General features: G+C 68.3%; 17 protein-coding genes and 1 pseudogene. 7 read left to right on the top strand and 11 right to left on the bottom strand.

Annotated elements, in window-relative coordinates; translation table 11 throughout:
- Nucleotides 1-957, bottom strand: a pseudogene (locus K6I34_RS12460) (hypothetical protein); the annotation flags it as partial.
- A 611-nt stretch (nt 958-1,568) separates the two neighbouring features.
- Here K6I34_RS12460 and K6I34_RS12455 point away from each other — a divergent pair.
- From K6I34_RS12455 to K6I34_RS12445, 3 genes are all read left to right on the top strand, one after another.
- A complete protein-coding gene (locus tag K6I34_RS12455) occupies nt 1,569-1,940 on the top strand; it encodes a hypothetical protein (RefSeq protein ID WP_229325288.1) in 372 nt (123 codons plus the stop codon).
- A 24-nt stretch (nt 1,941-1,964) separates the two neighbouring features.
- The gene (locus K6I34_RS12450) at nt 1,965-3,248 is read left to right on the top strand and encodes a phosphatidylserine decarboxylase family protein (RefSeq protein ID WP_229325286.1); all 1,284 of its coding nucleotides are present in this window, start codon (nt 1,965-1,967) and stop codon (nt 3,246-3,248) included.
- Between the two features lie 342 nt (nt 3,249-3,590).
- Complete coding sequence (locus tag K6I34_RS12445; protein ID WP_229325284.1) at nt 3,591-4,082, top strand: hypothetical protein; 492 nt, start codon at nt 3,591-3,593, stop codon at nt 4,080-4,082.
- Here K6I34_RS12445 and K6I34_RS12440 read toward each other — a convergent pair.
- Together K6I34_RS12440 and K6I34_RS12435 are read right to left on the bottom strand one after the other, a co-directional pair.
- A complete protein-coding gene (locus K6I34_RS12440; RefSeq protein ID WP_229325283.1) occupies nt 4,076-4,861 on the bottom strand; it encodes a class I SAM-dependent methyltransferase in 786 nt (261 codons plus the stop codon). The genes K6I34_RS12445 and K6I34_RS12440 overlap by 7 nt on opposite strands.
- 216 nt (nt 4,862-5,077) lie before the next feature.
- Complete coding sequence (locus K6I34_RS12435; protein ID WP_229325281.1) at nt 5,078-5,311, bottom strand: hypothetical protein; 234 nt, start codon at nt 5,309-5,311, stop codon at nt 5,078-5,080.
- 193 nt (nt 5,312-5,504) lie between these two features.
- Here K6I34_RS12435 and K6I34_RS12430 point away from each other — a divergent pair, with 193 nt between their 5' ends.
- Together K6I34_RS12430 and K6I34_RS12425 are read left to right on the top strand one after the other, a co-directional pair.
- Nucleotides 5,505-6,317, top strand: coding sequence for a helix-turn-helix transcriptional regulator (locus tag K6I34_RS12430; protein WP_229325279.1), 813 nt, complete (start codon nt 5,505-5,507; stop codon nt 6,315-6,317).
- Nucleotides 6,314-6,508, top strand: coding sequence for a DUF397 domain-containing protein (locus K6I34_RS12425; protein WP_229325277.1), 195 nt, complete (start codon nt 6,314-6,316; stop codon nt 6,506-6,508). The genes K6I34_RS12430 and K6I34_RS12425 overlap by 4 nt, the downstream gene beginning before the upstream one ends.
- A 332-nt stretch (nt 6,509-6,840) precedes the next feature.
- On the opposite strand, the gene K6I34_RS12420 is transcribed toward K6I34_RS12425, so the two are convergent.
- Both K6I34_RS12420 and K6I34_RS12415 read right to left on the bottom strand, forming a co-directional pair.
- Nucleotides 6,841-8,085 carry a DUF1266 domain-containing protein gene (locus K6I34_RS12420; protein WP_229325275.1) on the bottom strand — a complete coding sequence of 415 codons (1,245 nt, stop codon included), beginning with the start codon at nt 8,083-8,085 and terminating at the stop codon, nt 6,841-6,843.
- Between the two features lie 61 nt (nt 8,086-8,146).
- Nucleotides 8,147-8,602: an Lrp/AsnC family transcriptional regulator gene (locus K6I34_RS12415; protein ID WP_229325273.1), complete on the bottom strand. Its 456-nt coding sequence runs from the start codon at nt 8,600-8,602 to the stop codon at nt 8,147-8,149.
- 93 nt (nt 8,603-8,695) lie between these two features.
- Here K6I34_RS12415 and K6I34_RS12410 point away from each other — a divergent pair, with 93 nt between their 5' ends.
- Nucleotides 8,696-9,175, top strand: a complete 480-nt coding sequence (locus K6I34_RS12410; protein ID WP_229325271.1) for a rhodanese-like domain-containing protein — start codon at nt 8,696-8,698, stop codon at nt 9,173-9,175.
- Between the two features lie 45 nt (nt 9,176-9,220).
- Here K6I34_RS12410 and K6I34_RS12405 read toward each other — a convergent pair whose 3' ends face one another.
- From K6I34_RS12405 to K6I34_RS12385, 5 genes are read right to left on the bottom strand one after another with little or no spacing between them, the layout of a single operon-like run.
- Nucleotides 9,221-9,685: a macro domain-containing protein gene (locus K6I34_RS12405; RefSeq protein ID WP_275127043.1), complete on the bottom strand. Its 465-nt coding sequence runs from the start codon at nt 9,683-9,685 to the stop codon at nt 9,221-9,223.
- A gap of 18 nt (nt 9,686-9,703) precedes the next feature.
- Complete coding sequence (locus tag K6I34_RS12400; protein ID WP_229325267.1) at nt 9,704-10,150, bottom strand: hypothetical protein; 447 nt, start codon at nt 10,148-10,150, stop codon at nt 9,704-9,706.
- A 6-nt stretch (nt 10,151-10,156) separates the two neighbouring features.
- The gene (locus tag K6I34_RS12395; RefSeq protein WP_229325266.1) at nt 10,157-14,887 is read right to left on the bottom strand and encodes a putative T7SS-secreted protein; all 4,731 of its coding nucleotides are present in this window, start codon (nt 14,885-14,887) and stop codon (nt 10,157-10,159) included.
- On the bottom strand, nt 14,884-15,393 hold the full coding sequence (locus tag K6I34_RS12390) for a hypothetical protein (protein WP_229325264.1): 510 nt from the start codon (nt 15,391-15,393) through the stop codon (nt 14,884-14,886). Before K6I34_RS12390 ends, K6I34_RS12395 begins: the two co-directional genes overlap by 4 nt.
- Nucleotides 15,390-15,896 carry a hypothetical protein gene (locus K6I34_RS12385; protein ID WP_229325290.1) on the bottom strand — a complete coding sequence of 169 codons (507 nt, stop codon included), beginning with the start codon at nt 15,894-15,896 and terminating at the stop codon, nt 15,390-15,392. The genes K6I34_RS12390 and K6I34_RS12385 overlap by 4 nt, the downstream gene beginning before the upstream one ends.
- A gap of 215 nt (nt 15,897-16,111) precedes the next feature.
- Here K6I34_RS12385 and K6I34_RS12380 point away from each other — a divergent pair, with 215 nt between their 5' ends.
- A complete protein-coding gene (locus K6I34_RS12380; protein WP_229325262.1) occupies nt 16,112-16,684 on the top strand; it encodes a hypothetical protein in 573 nt (190 codons plus the stop codon).
- A 161-nt stretch (nt 16,685-16,845) separates the two neighbouring features.
- Here K6I34_RS12380 and K6I34_RS12375 read toward each other — a convergent pair whose 3' ends face one another.
- On the bottom strand, nt 16,846-18,243 hold the full coding sequence (locus K6I34_RS12375) for a GntP family permease (protein ID WP_229325260.1): 1,398 nt from the start codon (nt 18,241-18,243) through the stop codon (nt 16,846-16,848).
- Nucleotides 18,244-18,274: the final 31 nt, after the last annotated feature.

The raw sequence follows: 18,274 nt of genomic DNA, 5'->3' as shown, positions 1-18,274 counted from the left end.
GTGGTGGGGCGAAAGCCCGCTCGCGGGCGATCTGTTCAGCGATGGTGGGCGCCTCCGGCATCTTGCGGTTAGGCGGTTGCGGATGATCCCGGCGGCGGAATGCACATGCGACGGCAGCCCGCCCGTCAGCGCCTCCCGCACCTCCGCCACGCAGGCACCGCGCTGGAACCACTCACCGGCCAGCGGGGCGAGCCCGGCGATGTCCGACCCGGTCAGACGCAGTCGCCGCTCCGTCCGGGAGACGGAGGTGAGGACGTAGGCGCCTGACTGAACATACTCCGGAGGCAAGGTGACTACGGGGTCGGGCACGGACACAGGCTCGGGATCAGGCACAGGCACAGGCACAGGCTCGGGGTCCGGATCAGGCTCAGGCTCGGGGTCCGGATCAGGCTCAGGCTCGGGGTCCGGATCAGGCTCAGGCTCGGGGTCCGGATCAGGCTCAGGCTCGGGATCAGGCTCCGCTTCCGGTACACGTGCACGTACACGTTCCGGAGCCGTCCCCTCCTCCCGCTCGGGCGGCACGGCGGGTTGGGGAGGTTGGTAAGTCTTCTCCCCATCGTCTTTGTAAGGGTAGTCGCCGACCGACCGGCCACCCGGCTCACCGACCGCCGGATTCCCGGGACTCGGTGACTGCGCGGCGCGAGCCGCAGCCGCCTCCCCGGCGTCGAGAGGTTCGCCGGAGACGAGCTGGACGGTGACCCACCGGCCGCGCTCCCTCTGCTCGCGCCACTCGTGGAGGTACCCGGCGGAGGCCAGCTCCCGCTTGGCGCGGATGAAGCCGGTGTTCTTGATCCCGGCCCGTCGGGCGACCTCCCACAGCGGGATGTTGACGCCGGGCGGTAGGGATAACGCCCAGATCAGCAGGCGTACGGCGTCCGAGGACAGCCCACCATGTCGGATGATGTCGTTGGCAACCCGCGTGAAACCGTGCGCGGGCGCGATAGCATGCCGAAGCATCCCGGTTCTTTCTCTTGGTTCTTACCGGGTACTGACCCCTGGTGGTGCTGTGAACACCCCAGGGGTCGCCCTGCGTTCGGCACAAGACGACCCGTTCTCCCGTCACCGTAGAGCACAATTGCCGTGACGGCGCATCCACTTGCGTCAGATCCCACGATTGGGTAATGAACGCCTGGAGGGGCACCCGTGCTGATGGAAGCGTTGACAACCCTGGCAGCGGCAGGCGGCGGTGCGGTGGCGAAGGCCGCGGGTACGGACGCGTGGTACGGCGTATGGCGCAGAGTCGCCGACCTCAACCTTCCCAACTCACCTTCCCTGAAATCCTGGAGCTCGAAATCGCCCGTCCGGAGCAAGGGACCGGGCACCAGAAGCTGACCCTGGAGCATCGCCCTAAACGTCCCCACCTCCGACGGCACCAAAAGAACCGACCCACCGGTTGGCATTTCAGCGCCACCCCTCGCGCCAAGTTCCACCCGACCGAACCCTCGCTCCCGGAACGCCCGCGCGTTCGATCACAAATAGCCACAACCGACTTGGCCTGATTGCCAATCTCCCTACAACTCCCTCCACTTGGGAAGATGTGTCCCCGACCCAAAAGCCCAGGAGGCTGTATGGGCACATCAATCACAACCGGTGCCGGACGTCGCACCGACCACGCGGGGTGGATATATCTGGAGCTCGTGGGCGACCCCTACGAACGGGGCCGCCAGCACGGCCATCTCCTCGCGCACGAGCTGGAACATGCCCTCACCTCGGCCGACTTCATGGCCCGCTGGGACACCGGAGAAGGGCTGCGCTACTTCGCCGACCACATCGGGGATGCCTTCGCTCCGCTCGACGAGGAGTATGCCGAGGAAATCCAGGGCATCGTGGCGGGCGCCGCAGTACGACTGGCTCAAGGGACGGATGAGGAGCCGGGCGTCACACCACTGGACGCTCATGCCGCTGCCCGCCGAGAAAGCCTGATCCGCACACACCACTGAAGTAGCGAAGTGAGGAGTACGGCCATGTCCGCTGCCGCCATCACCGCACAGGAACTCCACTCGCGCTATCAGAACACCTTCGGCCGGGTGGGCGGCTATCTGCCCAGGAACCCGCTCGCCATCGACGAGTTCCAGAAGAGCCTCGCCCCGCGGGCCGTCGACCTCAAGGACGACCTCGCCAAGAGTGTGCGGGAATTCGCCGAGTTCATCCACTCCGACGGCATCGCCCGGATGTACGTCTCGCAGATGATCGACGAGGTTCCGGAGGAACACCGGCACATCCGCAGCATCGACGACCTGATCCAGTACCTCAACGTCGTCGTCGGCTGGGCGCCGTCGTACGACCGCGACCCGCAGAAGCTGATCGCCCTGCCGATGTCCGCGCTCTTCGGCTATATGCGGCTGACGAAGTCGGGTCACGTCGCGTTCCGGCTCCCGCAGTTCAACGACGCGCTCCGCAAGGTGATGGACACGTGGTATCAGTACCTGAACAGCGCGGAGAGCACGCACGTGCTCAACACCCGGAACTGGTTCTCCCAGCCGGCCATCGAGCTCAACAAGCTCTACGAGTACGAGTGCTGGGACCACCGCGGCGAGGACTACTGGGGCTTCACCTCCTTCAACGACTTCTTCCACCGCCGCATCAAACTGGACGAATTCCGGCAGCTCGCGGGCGAAGGCGACCCCTCGGTCATCACCGCGCCCGCCGACGGCACGGTGTACAACATGGCGCGCGGCGTGGCCCGCAGCGACGAGTTCTGGCTGAAGGAGGTGTACTCGCTGGAGAACATGCTGTGGGGCCCGCAGTGCGGCAGCGAGTACGTCAGCAAATTCGTCGGCGGCGACGTTTACCAGTCGTTCCTCTCCGTCAACAGCTTCCACCGCTGGAATGTCCCGGTGGACGGCACGATCAAGCACCTGGAGAAGGTCCCGGGCCTCATGTTCAGCCACCTGGAGATGGAGCGCCCCGACCCGACCACGTACACCAGCTCGCAGAGCTACCAGGCCAATGTCAACACCCGCGGCCTGGCCTTCATCGAGTGCGGCCCCGAGCTGGGCAACCGCATGGTGTGCCAGGTGGTCATCGGCATGGAGGAGGTCTCCTCCATCGACTGGTCCGTCAAGGTGGGCGACCAGGTCCACCGGGGCCAGGAGCTCGGCTACTTCAGCTACGGCGGCTCCAGCATGGCCCTGGTCTTCGAGCAGGGCATCGTGAACGAGTTCACGGTCCCGCAGAACGACCCGCACACGCACCCGGACGACGGCCCGACGGTCTTCGTACGGTCGCAGATCGCGCGGGCCAGCTGAAGCCTGACGCGTAGTTCGTCCTCGTAGCAGCAGCACGACGTACGGAAACGTCTCGGGCCTCGGGCGGACCGGGGCCCGAGACGTTTCCGCCGGAGTGGCTGCCCGAAGTCGGGTCCTCCGGCTTACCCTGGCCTTCCAGCCACGGCCACCCCTTCGGGAGGCGTCATGGGGTTCATAGTCTTGATCTTCTTGGGCATCGTATTGGCCCTGCTCTGGAAGTGGATCGGCTCGGACAGGGTGGAACGAACCGCCAGGGTCATCAGGTCCCAATTCGACCCACCGCCCTCGCCCGAGAAGAAGTCGGCGAAACCACACCCGTCGTCATCGGGAGGAGGGCGAGCAGTGGCCCCGGGGAATGTCACGGGAACACCCCAACGGAAGAAGCCACCGGCGTCGCCCTCGCGCAACACCACCGGCAGCAGCTCCGACGACCGGCCCAGTAGCCACAGCAGTGACGCCGAGCCGTACCAGGTCCCCACGGCCGATGTTCCTCCGCAGCCCTCGTACGACACCACCGGCAGCAGCTCCAACCGGCCCAGTAGCCCCAGCAGCAGCACCGGGCCGCACCAGGCCCCCACGGCCGACGTTCCACCGCAGCCCGGCTACGACTACAACAGTGGGAGCGGCAGCTACTCCAGCGGCCACCATCATGGCGGTCACGACCATGGCAGCAGCGGCTATCACTCTCACTACGGCAGCGGTAGCCACCACCACTCCAGTGACAGCGGCTCCAGCTCAAGCTCCAGCTCCAGCTCCGACTCCAGCTCCAGCTCCAGCAGCTCGGGCAGCAGTGACAGCGGGAGTTCCAGCAGCGGTGGCGACTTCGGCTACTGACCGCTCACAGCCCCGCCCCATGCGCTGCCTGGCAGTGATCCCGGGCCGCCCTCCCTCCGGAACAGCGCGGCCCAGAGGAAAGGTTCGCCGAAGCGGGGCGACTCGGGCGGCTCGTCGCGCATGCGGCGGAGTTCGACCTCCGTCAGGTCGGAGAAGATCCGCCGCAGGGATTCCGGGGTGTACGCGAGACCGCCCTGGAGACGGGACCGGCGGTAGAACTCGGCATCGGGGAATTCGGAACCCATCGACCCCGCCGCGAAGCAGGCAAGAGCGAAATGCCCGCCCGGCGCGAGGGCGCGGTCGAGGAGACCGAGGTAGCTCACGCGCCGGTGCGGCGGCAGATGATGGAAGCAGCCCGAGTCGTAGATCAGGTCGTACGGGCCGCCGAGCCGCCGAGTGTCGGCGAGGGCGAAGGCGTCACCGACCTGGAACCGGATCTCCGCCCCCGCCTCGCGGACACGCTCCTCCGCCCAGGCCACGGCCTCCGGGGAGAGGTCGACGGCATCGACCTCGAAACCCAGCGAGGCGAGGTACAGCGCGTTGCGTCCCGGCCCGCACCCGAGGTCGAGGGCACGCCCCGGCGCGATCAGGCCACGGTCGAGGTATGAGGCCAGGTTCTCGTCCGGCTTCGCCACGAAGAACGGAACCGGCTTGGAACGGTCCGTGTAGAAACCGTCCCACCAGGCGGCTCCCCCAGCGGTCCAGCGATCGGCATCGGGCGCGAACAACCCGTCCAGGAGCCTGAGTACGTCGTCCACCGTGCGGATGTCCCGATCCACGGGAGCCCCCTTTCCTCCTGTGGGAAACCCTAGGCCGGGAACGGATGAATGCCCAGGTCACAGGCCATGCACCGGGCAGCTGTCCGCCCCCGTGCACGGCCCCGCCGAAGAACGCGGCCCCGGGGCCACGGCTGTGGACGAACGGTCGCGTCGACCCTCACCGGAGGCCGCCGGGAGGCCGTTCCGCCAAGCCCTGACCCGTGATTTTTCACCCCATCAGTCGCCGATCCCGTCCTCGGTCATGCGGGCCCAGTGAACGGCGCGGCAGTGCTCGGTGAGCTCCTTGCTGAGTCGCTGCTCCGCGGCGCGGTCCTCCCGTAGCCCCGCGCGCCACGCGGCCGTGGCGAGGACGGCACAGGTCTCGCAGGCGGACTTCCAGACGCGCGGAGTGGTCGGCGGGCCGGACGAGTGCGGCAGGGGAATGGGCGGCATCATCGGCGGGATCAGCACGACGTGTACCTCCCGTGTACCAGGGCAACCCCTCGCTCTGTCAAGCGATACGTCATGCGTTCTCCCCTTCGTGTGTTCCACCCTTGTGTGGCGGGCAACTCCTGTTGTGGGGCACCAGAGTTGCCGTATGCACACGGCACCTGCCAGGGGGTTTGCCGTAACTCTCGGGAAGTTAAAGGAAGGGGCCCCGCACATGACCGTTGAGGCGGACCGGCCGGACCCGACCGCGAGCATGCTGGCGTTCTTCGGCTCGGAGGTACTGCGGCTGCGCACGAAGGCAGGCTGGTCACAGGAGAAGACCGCCCACGAGGCTCGCTCGACGCACGCGATGATCAGCTACGTCGAGAACGCGAAGCGGGTTCCTTCGAAGGAGCTGGCGGACGGGCTGGACGTGGCTTTCAGGACGGACGGGCACTTCGGGCGGCTGCATCCGCTGGTGATGCGGTACGCGTATCCGAAGTGGTTCGTTCGGTACGTGGAGTTGGAGCAGGAGGCGACCCGTATTCGATCATTCCAGGCTCAGATGATCCCCGGCCTGTTGCAGACCGAGGACTACGCTCGGGCTCTGTTCGAAGCGGTACGACCCGACAATCTGGACGGCCTTGTCGCAGCCCGAATGACACGGCAAACCCTGCTCGAACACGGCCTGCGATGCTGGTTCATCGTGGACGAGCCCGCACTTGACCGCCTCATCGGCGGCGAGGCTGTGATGCGGGATCAGTTGAAGCGACTACTGGCGGCCGGACAGGAACCACGCATCGTGATCCAGGTAATCCCGCGCACCGTTCCTGCACACGCCGGACTGACCGGCCCATTCACGCTCTTGAGCTTCGACGAAGGCGCAGACGTGCTGCACGTGGACGGCTTCTCCCAAGGCCGCACCACAGCGGATACAAGCGAGGTGGACGAAGCGGTGCACGCCTATGATCTTCTCCGCGCAGTGGCCCTGTCCCCCAAGGACTCCGCAGACCTGATCAGAACGCATCTGAAGGAGCTAGGCCCATGACCGCTACTTGGCAGAAAAGCAGCTACAGCAGCCCCAACGGGGGCGAATGCATCGAGATAGCCGACAACATACCCGGCGCCATACCCCTCCGCGACAGCAAAACCCCGCACGGCCCCGCACTCCGCCTCCCGCCAGCCGCATGGACCGCTTTCATCGGCGAACTCAAGCACAAGGAACTCACCGTCTCTTGACGCTTCAGGCGAGAGCCCCGACGCGGGCTGCGAACGCGCACACGCCAGGGAGAGTGCGGTCGTGCCGCATCAAACCAGCAGCCATGGTGCGTACGGAGCCCCGGCGGACCTCCTGCGGTGCGGCGTCCTCGGCAGCCAGGAGTGCGCGGTAGCAACGGTCAGGATTGCCCCATTGGTCGAAGGCGCGGGCGACGTCGATCCAGTACCGGGCCTGGCGTTCGGTGGTCGGGAGCGCGACGACGCATCGGGTCGTCCCCCTCTTCGCCGAACAGGGCCTGCGCGCTCACCCTGGTGGTGCCGACGAGCCGCTGGTCCTGTACCACCCGGCTCGATCACGCCCAGGGGATGTTCACCCAAGGGCTGCCCGGATCCGTCGTGAGCATTCCGTGCGCCTCGACGCTTTCCTGGTACCAGGTGCCGAACTCCTCCTCGTCGAAGTGGAGGCAGCGGCCCAGGATGTAGCCTGCCGCGAAGTCTTCCCACGAGCGGTAGACGTCCTGGCTGTTCCGGCCCGCCCGGACGATGGCCGACTCGGCCTCGGCGAGGTCGCAGTAACCCGATGCCAGTCCCCAGCGCGCCATGCCGGAGGCCCGGCCGTAGTCCCAGGCGAGCACTGAGCGCACCTGCTTGCCGTCGGCGAGTATCCCGTCCGCCCGGAAGCGCGATTCGTAGCGCGTGATACGTCCGATGAGCTGATGGAGGAGCCGGACCTCGGCGTCCGCCTCGGGGCCGTCGGGGTCGGAGCCGGCCCGCTCGGCGTTGTGCCGCAGGACGCGTTCGGTGGCGCCCCGCCAGTACGGGGCGTCGACCGCCCCGCCGTAACGCCGCGCGAGCCCTCTCCGTATGCTCAGCACGAATTCCCAGGCACTGCTGGTCATTTCCGCTTGGAGTAGATCGGTCTGGCAGGCAAACCACTTCTCTCGGCTCGTCACTCCCCACCACCGTTCGAGCCTCTTGCGTTCCCGTACGAACCCTTTGCCGTGCCCCAGGGAGTTCCAGATCTCGTTGTTCTTCACGAACAACAGCGCCGCACAGGCCATGCCATGCGCGACTGGCCCCTGGACCGGCCCTCCGATCCGCAGCGTGCGGATGGACATCGGTGGCGGCTCCGGTGCCTCCCGGGCGTGCGCGGCCCACAGGTCCCGGTCCGCCGGTGTCGCGGGAAAGAACGCCTCGCACGGCGTTCCGGGATTGATGGCGAGCCAGGCGTTGGGGCGAGGCCAGTATTCGACGATCGTGGCCAGGTCGTCCATGTAGAAGACAGGGTCCGGAGCGGGAGCCGACAGCATCCCCGGAGTGAAATACGCGTAGCACTCGGTGCGGGTGCGGGGCTCCCAGTAGACGCTGGCGAGGACCTTCCCCGGATTGGCCTCGGCGATCCCGCGGGGCATGGCGTGATAGAGGTCCGTACTGGCGAGGACATCGAGATAAGCGTCCCAGTCGCCCTGCGCCTTGGCCTGGTAGAGCCGCCATTCGACATCCGTGGGCGCTTCCCACTGCGGTATCTCTTGCGGTTGCCCTCCGGCGCCTTGACCACCCAATGGACCTGTGGCGGCCGGCTTCTTCCCTATCCCCATGACCTGGCACTTTACCGACCGCCGCAGCAGGCACCGGACGGCAAACCTCTGGTCCAGCGCCTCAGGCCACGGCCTCCGTCACCGCCCGGCCCGGGAGCGGGCTGGAGTAGACGACGCTCGTGGTGACGGGGCCCAGTGCGGCGATGCGGCCCGTGGTGCGTTCGAGGTCACGCATGGAGCGGGCGACGACCTTGAGGACGAAGCAGTCCTCGCCCGTCACATGGTGGGCCTCGATGATCTCGGGAGTGGTGTCGAGCAGGTCGTGGAAGGGCTTGTAGTTGCCGTTGGGGTAACGGAGACGGACGAAGGCCAGGACATCGAGGCCCAGGCTCTCGGGGCTCACGTCGGCGGAGTAACCGGAGATGACACCGCTCTCCTCCAGCCGCCGGACCCGTTCGGTGACGGCGCTCGGCGACATCGAGACGGCGCGGGCGAGCTCGGCGTAGCTGGCGCGCCCGTTGCGCTGGAGGGCGTCCAGGATGCGTATGTCGGTGGCGTCGAGGGAATCAGCGGCCATGGCGGATTGATACCACGGTTTCCACGGCGGGAGGCGGCGAGGGGCGTGGATCGCCGCTTCTGCGGGGAAGCCGGGAGCCGTAGCGTCTTGGGCATGACGACGACCCAGTTCAGCGCCGCTCTCCGGGTACCCCCGGCCGCACCCGCCACCGCGGCCGCCTTCTTCGCCGCCCGGCTCTCGTTCGAGACGGACGTGTCCGATGTCCGCGCGTCGCTGGAGTCGGGCGACGCGGGCTTCGTCCTCGTCGACTCGCGGTCGGACGCGGCGTGGACACAGGGGCATGTACCCGGCGCGGTCCACCTGCCGACCGCCGACATCCCGGCGTCCGCCGTACGGCTCCTGGACCCGGCGGTGCCGGTCATCACGTACTGCTGGGGCCCCGGCTGCAATGGCGCGACGCGGGCGGCGCTGGCCCTGGCGCGGCTCGGCTTCCAGGTCAAGGAGATGATCGGCGGCATCGAGTACTGGACCAGGGAGGGGTTCCCCGTCGAGGGGCCGGACGGTCTGGTGCACCAGACCCCCGATCCGTTGACGGCGCCGGTCGGCGCCGGGGGCGCGTACTGCGGTTGCTGAGCGCGGCGGTCCGGCGTGGATTTCGCAGGGCCTTGATGCCAGGGATCAATCGGGTAGTTGGTAAACGATCACCGTGATTCCGTGAGCCGCGATCGTGGGCGCAAGGGCAGCCTCCACCTCAGCCCACTCCAGGCCGCCGAGGCCTGCGGCGATCCGGGGCATGGCGATACGGCGGATTCCTTGCGTTTCGGCGTGGTCCAGCATGAGGTTGACGGACGAGACCACCGCCGGTATTTCCGCGCACTTACGCCAGTGAGCCTGCGTGCCCAGGTTGTAGATCCAACGGCCGCCCGTCCGCCAGGGGAAGACATCGCCTGGGGTGAACTCGCCCGCGCGGCACAGCGCCTTGTACTCCTCGTACATCCGAGGCCAGCGGCGTTTGAACTCGACGGCTATGCCCTTCCCCATGGCGCCTGCACAGTTGCAGCCATGCGCGAGAGCATCCGCGTCCTCAGCCGTGAAAAGGTCACCGATACGAAACTCGAACCCCTTCCCCGCTCCGCTTCCCATATCCACCCTGCATTCCCATCAAGATGCGTCACTGAACTCATGAGCCATGACCCAGTAGTCGTACTCTTCGGTCGTCACGCCGCACATTCGCCGCCCGTCGATCGACATTGCGATGAACTCGGGCGACCCATGATTGGTCAGGCTTGAAGCCAGCTCAACCCCGTCCACCCAGCGCACACGAGCCCAGCCAAATTCTGAAATACCAGGACCGGCGACCGTAATGAGGAAAGATCCATCGTCTGCGAAAACACTCATCCGCAACGCGTGCCGAAACCACTGGCGATCCACCTCCACCAGAGCGTCGGGGTCGGCCTGGCCGATCTTCTCAACAGGCTCGGCCCAGATGTGCGCCACAACGCTCCACGCGTCAAGCACCGTAGGGATGTCACGTGGCGCCGGAACATCGATCAGCGTCAGCCCGCTGCCCACGATCTTCTGCAGCCAAGCCTCTTTGCTCATCTTCATCAATCTTCACTCCTTGTAGAAGAAATGGTGATCGCCTCCGGGCTTATCAATTTTCGCATACCTCTCCATACTCCCATAGCCCTCCCGAGTGTTATCCCAGCCCAAGTTCACGAAGTTGCGCACCTCGTCACCCTTCGCCGCTCCGGCATGAAAATGCAAGCCCGCAGGATCATGCGTGTGCTCAACGATCACCTTGGAGCCTTCATTCGTTTCGAACTGCCTAAAATTCCCCCAGTGCGTCCTGTCGGGCGAATACGTATAGCCGGGCATGTGCTTCATTTCTTTGTCGCCGACAACTTGCCATTCCGCCAGCGGGGTCTCTCCGTAGGGGATTCCCGCCACGTCAAAGGCAGCTCTCTCCGCGGCTTCCCTCGAATCAAATGGATTGGAATGCTCCCCAAGCGGTTTGCAGCCAGCCAGTCCAAACGGATCAGCCCACGTCACCGGGTTATGGATGTACGCCACCGGATTCGGCGCCGGAGCCAGCCCCAACGGGTCCGCCGACGTATAGCGCGCCGTCGCCGGGTCGTAGTGGCGGTGGAGGTTGTAGTGGAGGCCCGTCTCCGGGTCGAAGTACTGGCCCGGGAAGCGGAGAGGGGTGTAGGCCGTGCTCCCGCGTGGCCAGGCCGTGGCGCCCCAGAGGGTCGCGCGGGCCTGCCAGGCGATGTCGCCGTGCTCGTCGACGAGTTCCGTCGGGGTGCCGATGAGGTCCGTGACGATCGCGAAGAAGCGGCTGTCCACCTCACGTTGCGGGGCGTCCGCCGCTGATATGCGTTCGGTCTGGGCTATCGGGTGCAGGCCGTCGTGGTCCCAGGTCAGGGTGACCGGGTTCGGCAGGGTCGCCGATTCCGTCGTCTGCTCGATGAGCATGGGGCCGGACCAGGTGAAGGTGACGCGCTCCGCCACCTCGCCCGCCGCGTCCAGGCGTTCCTTCGCCACACGGCGGCCCAGCGGGTCGTACGCGTAGCGCCAGCGCGTGCCGTCCGGAGTGGTGACGGCAGTGACGCGGTCCTCCGCGTCCCATTCGTAGCGCCACACATCCGGCTTGCGCGACAGGCGCGTCACACTCCGCAGTACGACACGGCCTTGCGCGTCGTGTTCGTAGCGAACGCGGCCCGCGCGGGTGATACGGGTTCCCGTGTAGACGCGCGAGCCTGCCGCGTCCGTGCCCGGGTGGTCCGGCGGCCACTCCGCCGCCGTCTGGTTGCCCGCCGCGTCGTAGGCGTATCGCTCGCTCCAGTCGGCAGCGTCCACGGCAGTGACGCGGCCCACCGCGTCCAGGTCGAAGGTGCGGTCACCGGCCGACGTGACCGCACCGTCCCGGCGGTACGTGTACGCGCGGGACTGTACGACCTCGTCCGTACCCCTCATCCTCAGCGTCTGGGAGCTCAGCCTTCCCGTCGGTTCCCATGCCTGGGACAGCGTCAGGTCCGCGCCGAAGTGGCGTGCCACCTCGCGGCCCGCCGCGTCGTACTCCATCGCGAACGTGTGGCCCGATGCCGTCAGGGACGTACGGCGTCCCGCCGCGTCGTACGTCCACGAGCTCACCGCACCCGACGGGGTGACCCGGCGCCGCGGGCGGCCCAGTTCGTCGTAGGCGAAGGTCAGGGTGCGGCCTTCGTACGTCTCCGCTTTCACGCGGCCCAGGCGGTCACGGCCGTACAGCAGCACTCCATCCGGACCCGCCGCCTCGGTCAGGCGGCCCGCCGCGTCGTGCGTGTAGGTCGTGACCGCACCGGCCGCGTCCTTGCGGATCACCTGTCCCAGGGCGTCCCGCTCGTATGCGACCGTCTGGCCCAGCGCGTTCGTACGCGCCGCGAGCCGACCGGCGGAGTCGTACGCGTACGTGAGCGTCCGGCCGTCGAAGTCCGTCTCCGTCGCCAGACGGCCCGCCTCGTCGTATGCGTATGTCCACGTCAGCCCCTGCGGGTTCATCACTTCCGTCAGCCGCAGCGCCGCGTCGTGGGTGAACTCGTAGCGCACGCCGTCCGGGTCCGTGCGGGCGGTGAGCAGGTCGAAGTGGGTGTACTCGTAGCGTGTCTCCCCGCCGAGGGCATCGATGTGCGTGACGCAGTTGCCCTCCCCGTCGTACGTCCATCGCTGCTCCGCGCCGTCCGGGGAGATCCGGCGCGCCAACCGGCCCTCTGTCGTCCATGCGAAGCGCGTCGTCGCGCCCATCGGGTCGATGACGGCCGTCACGCGGCCGAACGCGTCGCGGCGGTAGGTGGTGGTGCCGCCGAGCGAGTCCGTCACCTCCGTGACCAGCCCGGCGGCGTCGCACCGTACGTGTGTGGTGTTGCCGAGCGCGTCGGTGATCGCGGCGGGGTGTGCGGAGGCGTCGTACGTGTAGTGGGTGGTCGCGCCCGTCGGGTCCGTCGCGGACGTACGGTTTCCGTTGCTGTCGTACGTCTGGCGCCATACCGCGCCATCGGCGTGCGTCACCGTCTCCGGCCCGCCCGAGGCACCGTACGCCGCCGTCGCCGAGCGGCCGTCGGGACGGATCACCGACAGGGGCCGACCGTCCTCGTCGTAGTGGAACTCCGTCGTGTGCCCGAGCGCGTCCGTACGGGAGAGCAGCCGGTCGTAGCGGTCCCACCGCGTGCGGGTGACGGCACCGTCCGGGCCGATCCGTTCCACGGCCTGGAGGCGCGCGTTGAAGACGTGGCGCGTCACGTGGCCCGCCGCGTCGGTCACCGCTGTGACTCGCAGGCCCGTCTCCGGGTCGGGGTCGCCGTACGCGATCGTGGCCCGCATGTGGCCTTCGGTGCCGGACTCGAAGACGCAGCGGCCCCGTTCGTCGTAGACGTAGTCGTAGTGACGGTCGTTGCGGTCGGTCCAAGAGGTGACCCGGCCGTGCTCGTCGTAGGCGAACCGCATGGGCAGACCGGAGGAGTTGACGACCTCGGTCAGATCGCCGTCGGTGTAGCCGTAGCGGATCAGCTCCGTCTCGTCCGCGCCTTCCGCCGTCACCAGGTGGAGCGCGGTGATGCGGCCCGCTTCCGTGGTGATGCGGATGCGGGCGCCGCAGTCGCGGGCGATGGCGGTCGGCGTCCCGTCGGGCGCGTACTCGAAGGTGATCGTGTGGCCGGTGCGGTCCGCGATACGGGAGAGGAGGGCGAGACCGTCGTCTTGGGGCGCCGGTGTGAAGTGCCGGGTCCGGCCGGACAGCGGGTCGCTCAGCGCGTACGTACCGTCGGCCGCGAGCGACAGCGGGCGGCGCGGGCCCTCGACGGGGAGCGTCGGGACGCCGGGCACCGGGTGCGGGTAGGACAGCAGCATGCCGTCCTCGCCGACGAAGACCACGCCCTCGGCGTCGATCTCCAAGCGCTGGTCGGCGGTACCGGCCCAGGACGGGCCCAGCCAGCGGCCCGCACGGTAGCCGGACTGGGCCTTACGGGAGAAGGCCAGCGGCAACGCGCCCGGGAGCACCACGTCCGTCTGGGGCAGGAACATCCGGCCGGTGGCCAGATCCACAGGGTCCGTGTTCTCGACGCATTTGGTGCCCTCCTCCTGCGCGGAGGAGCGCGGGGACTTGGTCGCCTCCTGCCGGGCGGCCCCGGCACCGCCCTTCGCCGCCCCCGACTCCGCCGCCTCCGTGGCACCACGCCGCGCGGCCCCGATGGCCATCCGCTCGCCCGACTGCGCCGCCGCACTGCCGCCTCCCGTGGCGATGGCCATGAAGAAGTTGCCCGCGAGCCGTCCCGAGGCCTCCGAGGGGTCGGAGCCCCAGCCGTCCCCCAGGAGCATGCCCGGGATGCGGCCGGGGTGGGCGGCCATGCCGGCCAGGCCCATGCTCGTCTGGGCCACGCCGTCGAGGTACGCGGCGGGGTGGGTGATGTTGTACGGGTCGAGGGGGTTGAGGGTGCGGGCGAACCGTGCCGCGTCCGTCACGGAACGGACCCCTCCGCCGAGCAGGTGCATCGCCTCGACCTGGCCGCCGTCGAACAGGTCGAGCGAGTCGCCCTTGACCCGGTCGCTGAACTTGGGCAGCTTCGGGGCGAGTTCCACGGCCTTCTCGATGGCCTTCTGTGCCGTCGAGGCGGCGGTATTGCGTTGCTTGCGCGCCTCTTTCAGGATGCGTTCCGCCTCTTCGCGGTCGGCGATGCCGGGGTCGGTGCACGGGGGCGGCGGCGCGCCGGGGTCCTCGCCGGCCTTGATCTTCGCGTTGTACGCGTCGGCGGCCTTTTTGTACGCGTCCTGGGCGTCCTTGGCCGCCTTCTTGCCCTTTTCGTGGAGGCGCACCGCCTCCTTGGCCTGGCCCTGTGCCCAGGTGACGGTGTGGGCGTACGTGGAGAGAGCCGTCGCCGCGTCCTCGCAGGAATCCGCGGCGTGGGCCCATTGCGGGGCGTGCTCGGCGAATTTCCGGGCGAAGGCCTCCTTTCCCTCGCCCTTCCACTGCGAGGGGTCGACCTTCCGCATTCCGCTGTGCGCGGTGTTGAAGGCCTTGCCGAAACTCTTCAGGTGCCCCGCGGTCTTCTCGATGGCCTTCGCGTCGCCGTGGAGGAGTTCCTTGGGGTCGTCGGTCTCGTCGAGCCGCTTCTCGCCGACTTTCGCGCCGAGCTCGGATGCCTGCTTGTCGGACCAGTGCTCGACGTCGTCGGCCGCGCCGTGGAAACCGAGGTCGTCCAGGGTGTTGCTGACCTTGTGGCCGCCCCATTCGACGACCTCACCCGTCAGCTTCTTGCCCTTGTCGACCGCGTGCTCGAACTTCTCGCCCGCCTTGTCGAAGATGTTCACTTCTTGAGGTCCTCCGCGGTGCGCTTGGCGGTCTCCTCTGTGTGGCGGGCCGCCTGCTCGAAGGACTTGCCGCTGTAGTCGGCGTGGGCGATCTGGTTGAACGGGTTGTCCGAGAGCGTCTGGCCCCAGGACTGCTGCTCGACCTGCTCCTCGGTGAGGTGCGGATTGCCCATCAGGGCGTTGGTCGTCACCTTGAAGGTGTTGGAGATGTAGGTGTCGCCCTCGTGGTAGTAGCCCGCGGCGAGGCCCACGCGCTGGGCGAACTGGCTGCCGTCGCGTACGAGGGCGCGTACGCCCCACTCCCAGCGGTGGCAGAAGGATTTGAAGGTGTCCGCCAGGCTCTGGTCCCCGGTCTCCAGGCCGGAGAGGGCGAGCTCGCCGAAACCACGGCCGACGGCGGCCTCACCCGGCGAACCGCCGGATTTCTTCAGCTCGTCGATGACGCCGTTCAGGCCTTTGGTGATGTTGTCGAGGGCGTCCTTGCCGGCGTTTATACCGTCGGTCACGGGGTCGCCTCCGAAGTTGCGCCCGAGGCTGCGCCCGGGGTCGTCTCCGGCGTGGCGTCCGTATGGGCCGCGTCGACCGCTCCCTGGTCGGTGACCACATCGAGCGCCGCGTCGAGCGCCGCATCGAGGGCCACGGCTTCCGGCACTATGCCCGTCACGGGCGGGAACATCATGGGTCGTTCGCCGCCCACGTCCAGGGCCACGCCCGTGGGTTCACCGACGGCCGGAATGACGGTGTCGAGGAGGCGGGCGCCGAGGACGGTCCGGTATTCCCAGTCGTGGACGGCCTCGCCCGGGTCCGTTTCCTGACGTGTCGCCGCGAAGCGGGCGAGCGCGCTCTCGTCCGTAAAGGCGTGGATCCAGTGAATCCCCTGGAACTCCGCCGTCCACAAGCCGCCCTGGCTGTCCAGCGGCACCAGTACGGCCGTCCGCCGGAATTCCCCTATCAGCGCGGTCGGCCTGGTCTCCTCCGCGCCGGCGTATATCGCCGCGACTTCATCCATCAGTGACACTGCGTCAACCCCTCCCCACTGGTTGCAGCGTACAGGGGCTTCGGGGAAGGGGGAGCATGGTGAGGATCCAGCGCCGTAGGGCTCGACCAGGCGCGGAATCACGCACTCGCACGCTCCCGCACGAGCGGGCGGCGCTGCCGCGAATCGCGCGCACACTGCTTCCCCACAAGCCCATCGGGCAGAACCGAACACCAGGAGGTACGGCCATGGTGATGTCACGTACGGTCCGGTCCGGGCGGAGCACCACGTCGAGAGCGGCGGGGCTGGTGGCCTCGGTGGCCCTGGCGGGCGCGGGCCTGGTGCTCCCCGCCGCGCCGGCCCAGGCCGCGACCGGTGACCTGAGCTGCGCGGTCACGGGATCGGTGACCTTCAGCCCGGCGCTCACCCCCACCCGCACGTCCACGAAAGGGAACGGCACCGGCAAGCTGTCGAACTGCATATCCGGGAACGGGAACTTCTCCCGTCTGCAGTCGGCCGACATCGCGGTCAGCGGACCGGCGACCGCGGACCCGAGCGGATTCGCCGGCCAGTGTCCGGCCTTGATCAATCTGAAGGTGACCGGCACCTTCTCCTGGCAGGACGGTGAGAAGAGCGGCGTGAGCTTCACCCTCAGCGACGACATCGCCGCCGGTAAGGCCAGCATCACCGGAACGGTGACCAAGGGGCCGTTGAAGGGCGACACCGTCACCGCCGCCCCGGTCTTCACCGTCAACACGGACTGCGCGACCGCCGGGCTGAGCGTCCTCACGGCTCAGTCGGGGGCGGTCGAATTCAGCTGATTCGGCTTCGGCTGAAGTGAATCCGGCCGAGTCGGCTTCGGTCGGCCGGAGCGCCGGTCTCCCGGGCCGCCCGCGCCGGGCCAGTTCGGCCCAACGGGCGGCCCGCGCCGAGCCACTTCGAGCCCAGGCGCGGGCCGCCTCACCCCGACCCGGCCCGACGGCTAGACCACCAGCGACAGCAGCATCACAAACCCCAGCGACACCACCGAGATCACCGTCTCCATCAGGGACCAGGTCTTGAGGGTCTGGCCCACGTCCATGCCGAAGTACTCCTTGACCATCCAGAAGCCGGCGTCGTTGACGTGGGAGAAGAACAGCGAGCCCGCGCCCACGGCCAGGACCAGGAGGGCCGCGTGGGCGGTGCTCATGTCGGCGGCCAGGGGCGCGACCAGACCGGCCGCCGAGATGGTGGCGACCGTCGCCGAACCGGTGGCCAGGCGGATGCCGACGGCGATGAGCCAGGCGAGCAGGAGGGCCGAGACGGACCAGTCCTTGGAGAAGTCCAGGATCATCTGGCCGACACCGACGTCGATGAGGGTCTGCTTGAAGCCGCCGCCCGCGCCCACGATCAGCAGGATGCCCGCGATCGGGACGAGGGACTTCTCCACCGTCGTGGCGAGGCGTGCGCGGCCGAAGCCCGCCGCGCGGCCCAGGGTGAACATGCCGACCAGGACCGCCGTCAGCAGGGCGATCAGCGGGGAGCCCACGACGTCGGTGACGCGCTGGACGTGGTCCTTCGGGTCGTCCACGACGATGTCGACGAGGGCCTTCGCCAGCATCAGGACCACCGGCAGCAGCACCGTGCACACGGTGGCGACAAAGCTCGGGCGGCGCTCCAACTCCTCCGAGGGCCGCTGCGGAATGAGCTTCTCCGGCGGGGTGATGTCGACCCAGCGCGCGGCGACGCGCGAGAAGAGCGGGCCCGCGATCACGGCGGTGGGCACGGCGATCAGGACGCCGAGGGCCAGGGTGACCCCGAGGTTGGCGCCGATCGCGTCGATGGCGGCCAGCGGGCCGGGGTGCGGCGGCACCAGGCCGTGCATCACGGAGAGCCCGGCGAGCGCGGGAATGCCGATGCGCATCAGGGAGAAGTTGCCGCGCTTGGCCACCAGCAGCACCACCGGGATCAGCAGCACGATCCCGACCTCGAAGAACAGCGGCAGCCCGATGATGCCCGCGATCAGCACGATCGCCCAGGGCATGGCCTTGTCGCCCGCGCGGGCGAGGATCGTGTCGACGATCTGGTCGGCGCCGCCGGAGTCGGCGAGCAGCTTGCCCAGGATCGCGCCGAGCGCGATCAGGACGCCGACGCCCGCGACCGTCGAGCCGAGCCCGGTGGTGAAGCTGGTGATGGCCTTGTCCAGGGGCGCGCCCGCGGCCGCGCCGAGCACCAGCGAGCCGATGGTCAACGCGAGGAACGCGTGCAGCTTCAGACGGGTGATGAGGAGGACGATGACGGCGATGCCGACGAGGACGGCGATGCCCAGCTGTGCGTGACCCGCCGACGTGATCGGTCCGGCGGGGGCCGCGGCCAGCATCTCGACGCTGAGAGTGCTCACGGGCTTCCTAAAGGGGGGAAGGGAGGTGGGG

Origin of the sequence: Streptomyces sp. UNOC14_S4, assembly GCF_020740835.1 — a bacterium.
Taxonomy (GTDB): domain Bacteria; phylum Actinomycetota; class Actinomycetes; order Streptomycetales; family Streptomycetaceae; genus Streptomyces.
The sequence above is the reverse complement of the archived record's forward strand: the minus strand, read 5'-3'. Positions and strand labels throughout refer to the sequence as shown.

Bases quoted from the DNA above. Each gene is read 5' to 3' on its own strand.
- K6I34_RS12455 (WP_229325288.1), top strand. From the start codon at position 1,569: ATGGGCACATCAATCACAACCGGTGCCGGACGTCGCACCGACCACGCG.
- K6I34_RS12450 (WP_229325286.1), top strand. From the start codon at position 1,965: ATGTCCGCTGCCGCCATCACCGCACAGGAACTCCACTCGCGCTATCAG.
- K6I34_RS12430 (WP_229325279.1), top strand. From the start codon at position 5,505: ATGACCGTTGAGGCGGACCGGCCGGACCCGACCGCGAGCATGCTGGCG.
- K6I34_RS12425 (WP_229325277.1), top strand. From the start codon at position 6,314: ATGACCGCTACTTGGCAGAAAAGCAGCTACAGCAGCCCCAACGGGGGC.
- K6I34_RS12420 (WP_229325275.1), bottom strand. From the start codon at position 8,085: ATGGGGATAGGGAAGAAGCCGGCCGCCACAGGTCCATTGGGTGGTCAA.
- K6I34_RS12415 (WP_229325273.1), bottom strand. From the start codon at position 8,602: ATGGCCGCTGATTCCCTCGACGCCACCGACATACGCATCCTGGACGCC.
- K6I34_RS12410 (WP_229325271.1), top strand. From the start codon at position 8,696: ATGACGACGACCCAGTTCAGCGCCGCTCTCCGGGTACCCCCGGCCGCA.
- K6I34_RS12405 (WP_275127043.1), bottom strand. From the start codon at position 9,685: ATGGGAAGCGGAGCGGGGAAGGGGTTCGAGTTTCGTATCGGTGACCTT.
- K6I34_RS12400 (WP_229325267.1), bottom strand. From the start codon at position 10,150: ATGAAGATGAGCAAAGAGGCTTGGCTGCAGAAGATCGTGGGCAGCGGG.
- K6I34_RS12385 (WP_229325290.1), bottom strand. From the start codon at position 15,896: ATGGATGAAGTCGCGGCGATATACGCCGGCGCGGAGGAGACCAGGCCG.
- K6I34_RS12380 (WP_229325262.1), top strand. From the start codon at position 16,112: ATGGTGATGTCACGTACGGTCCGGTCCGGGCGGAGCACCACGTCGAGA.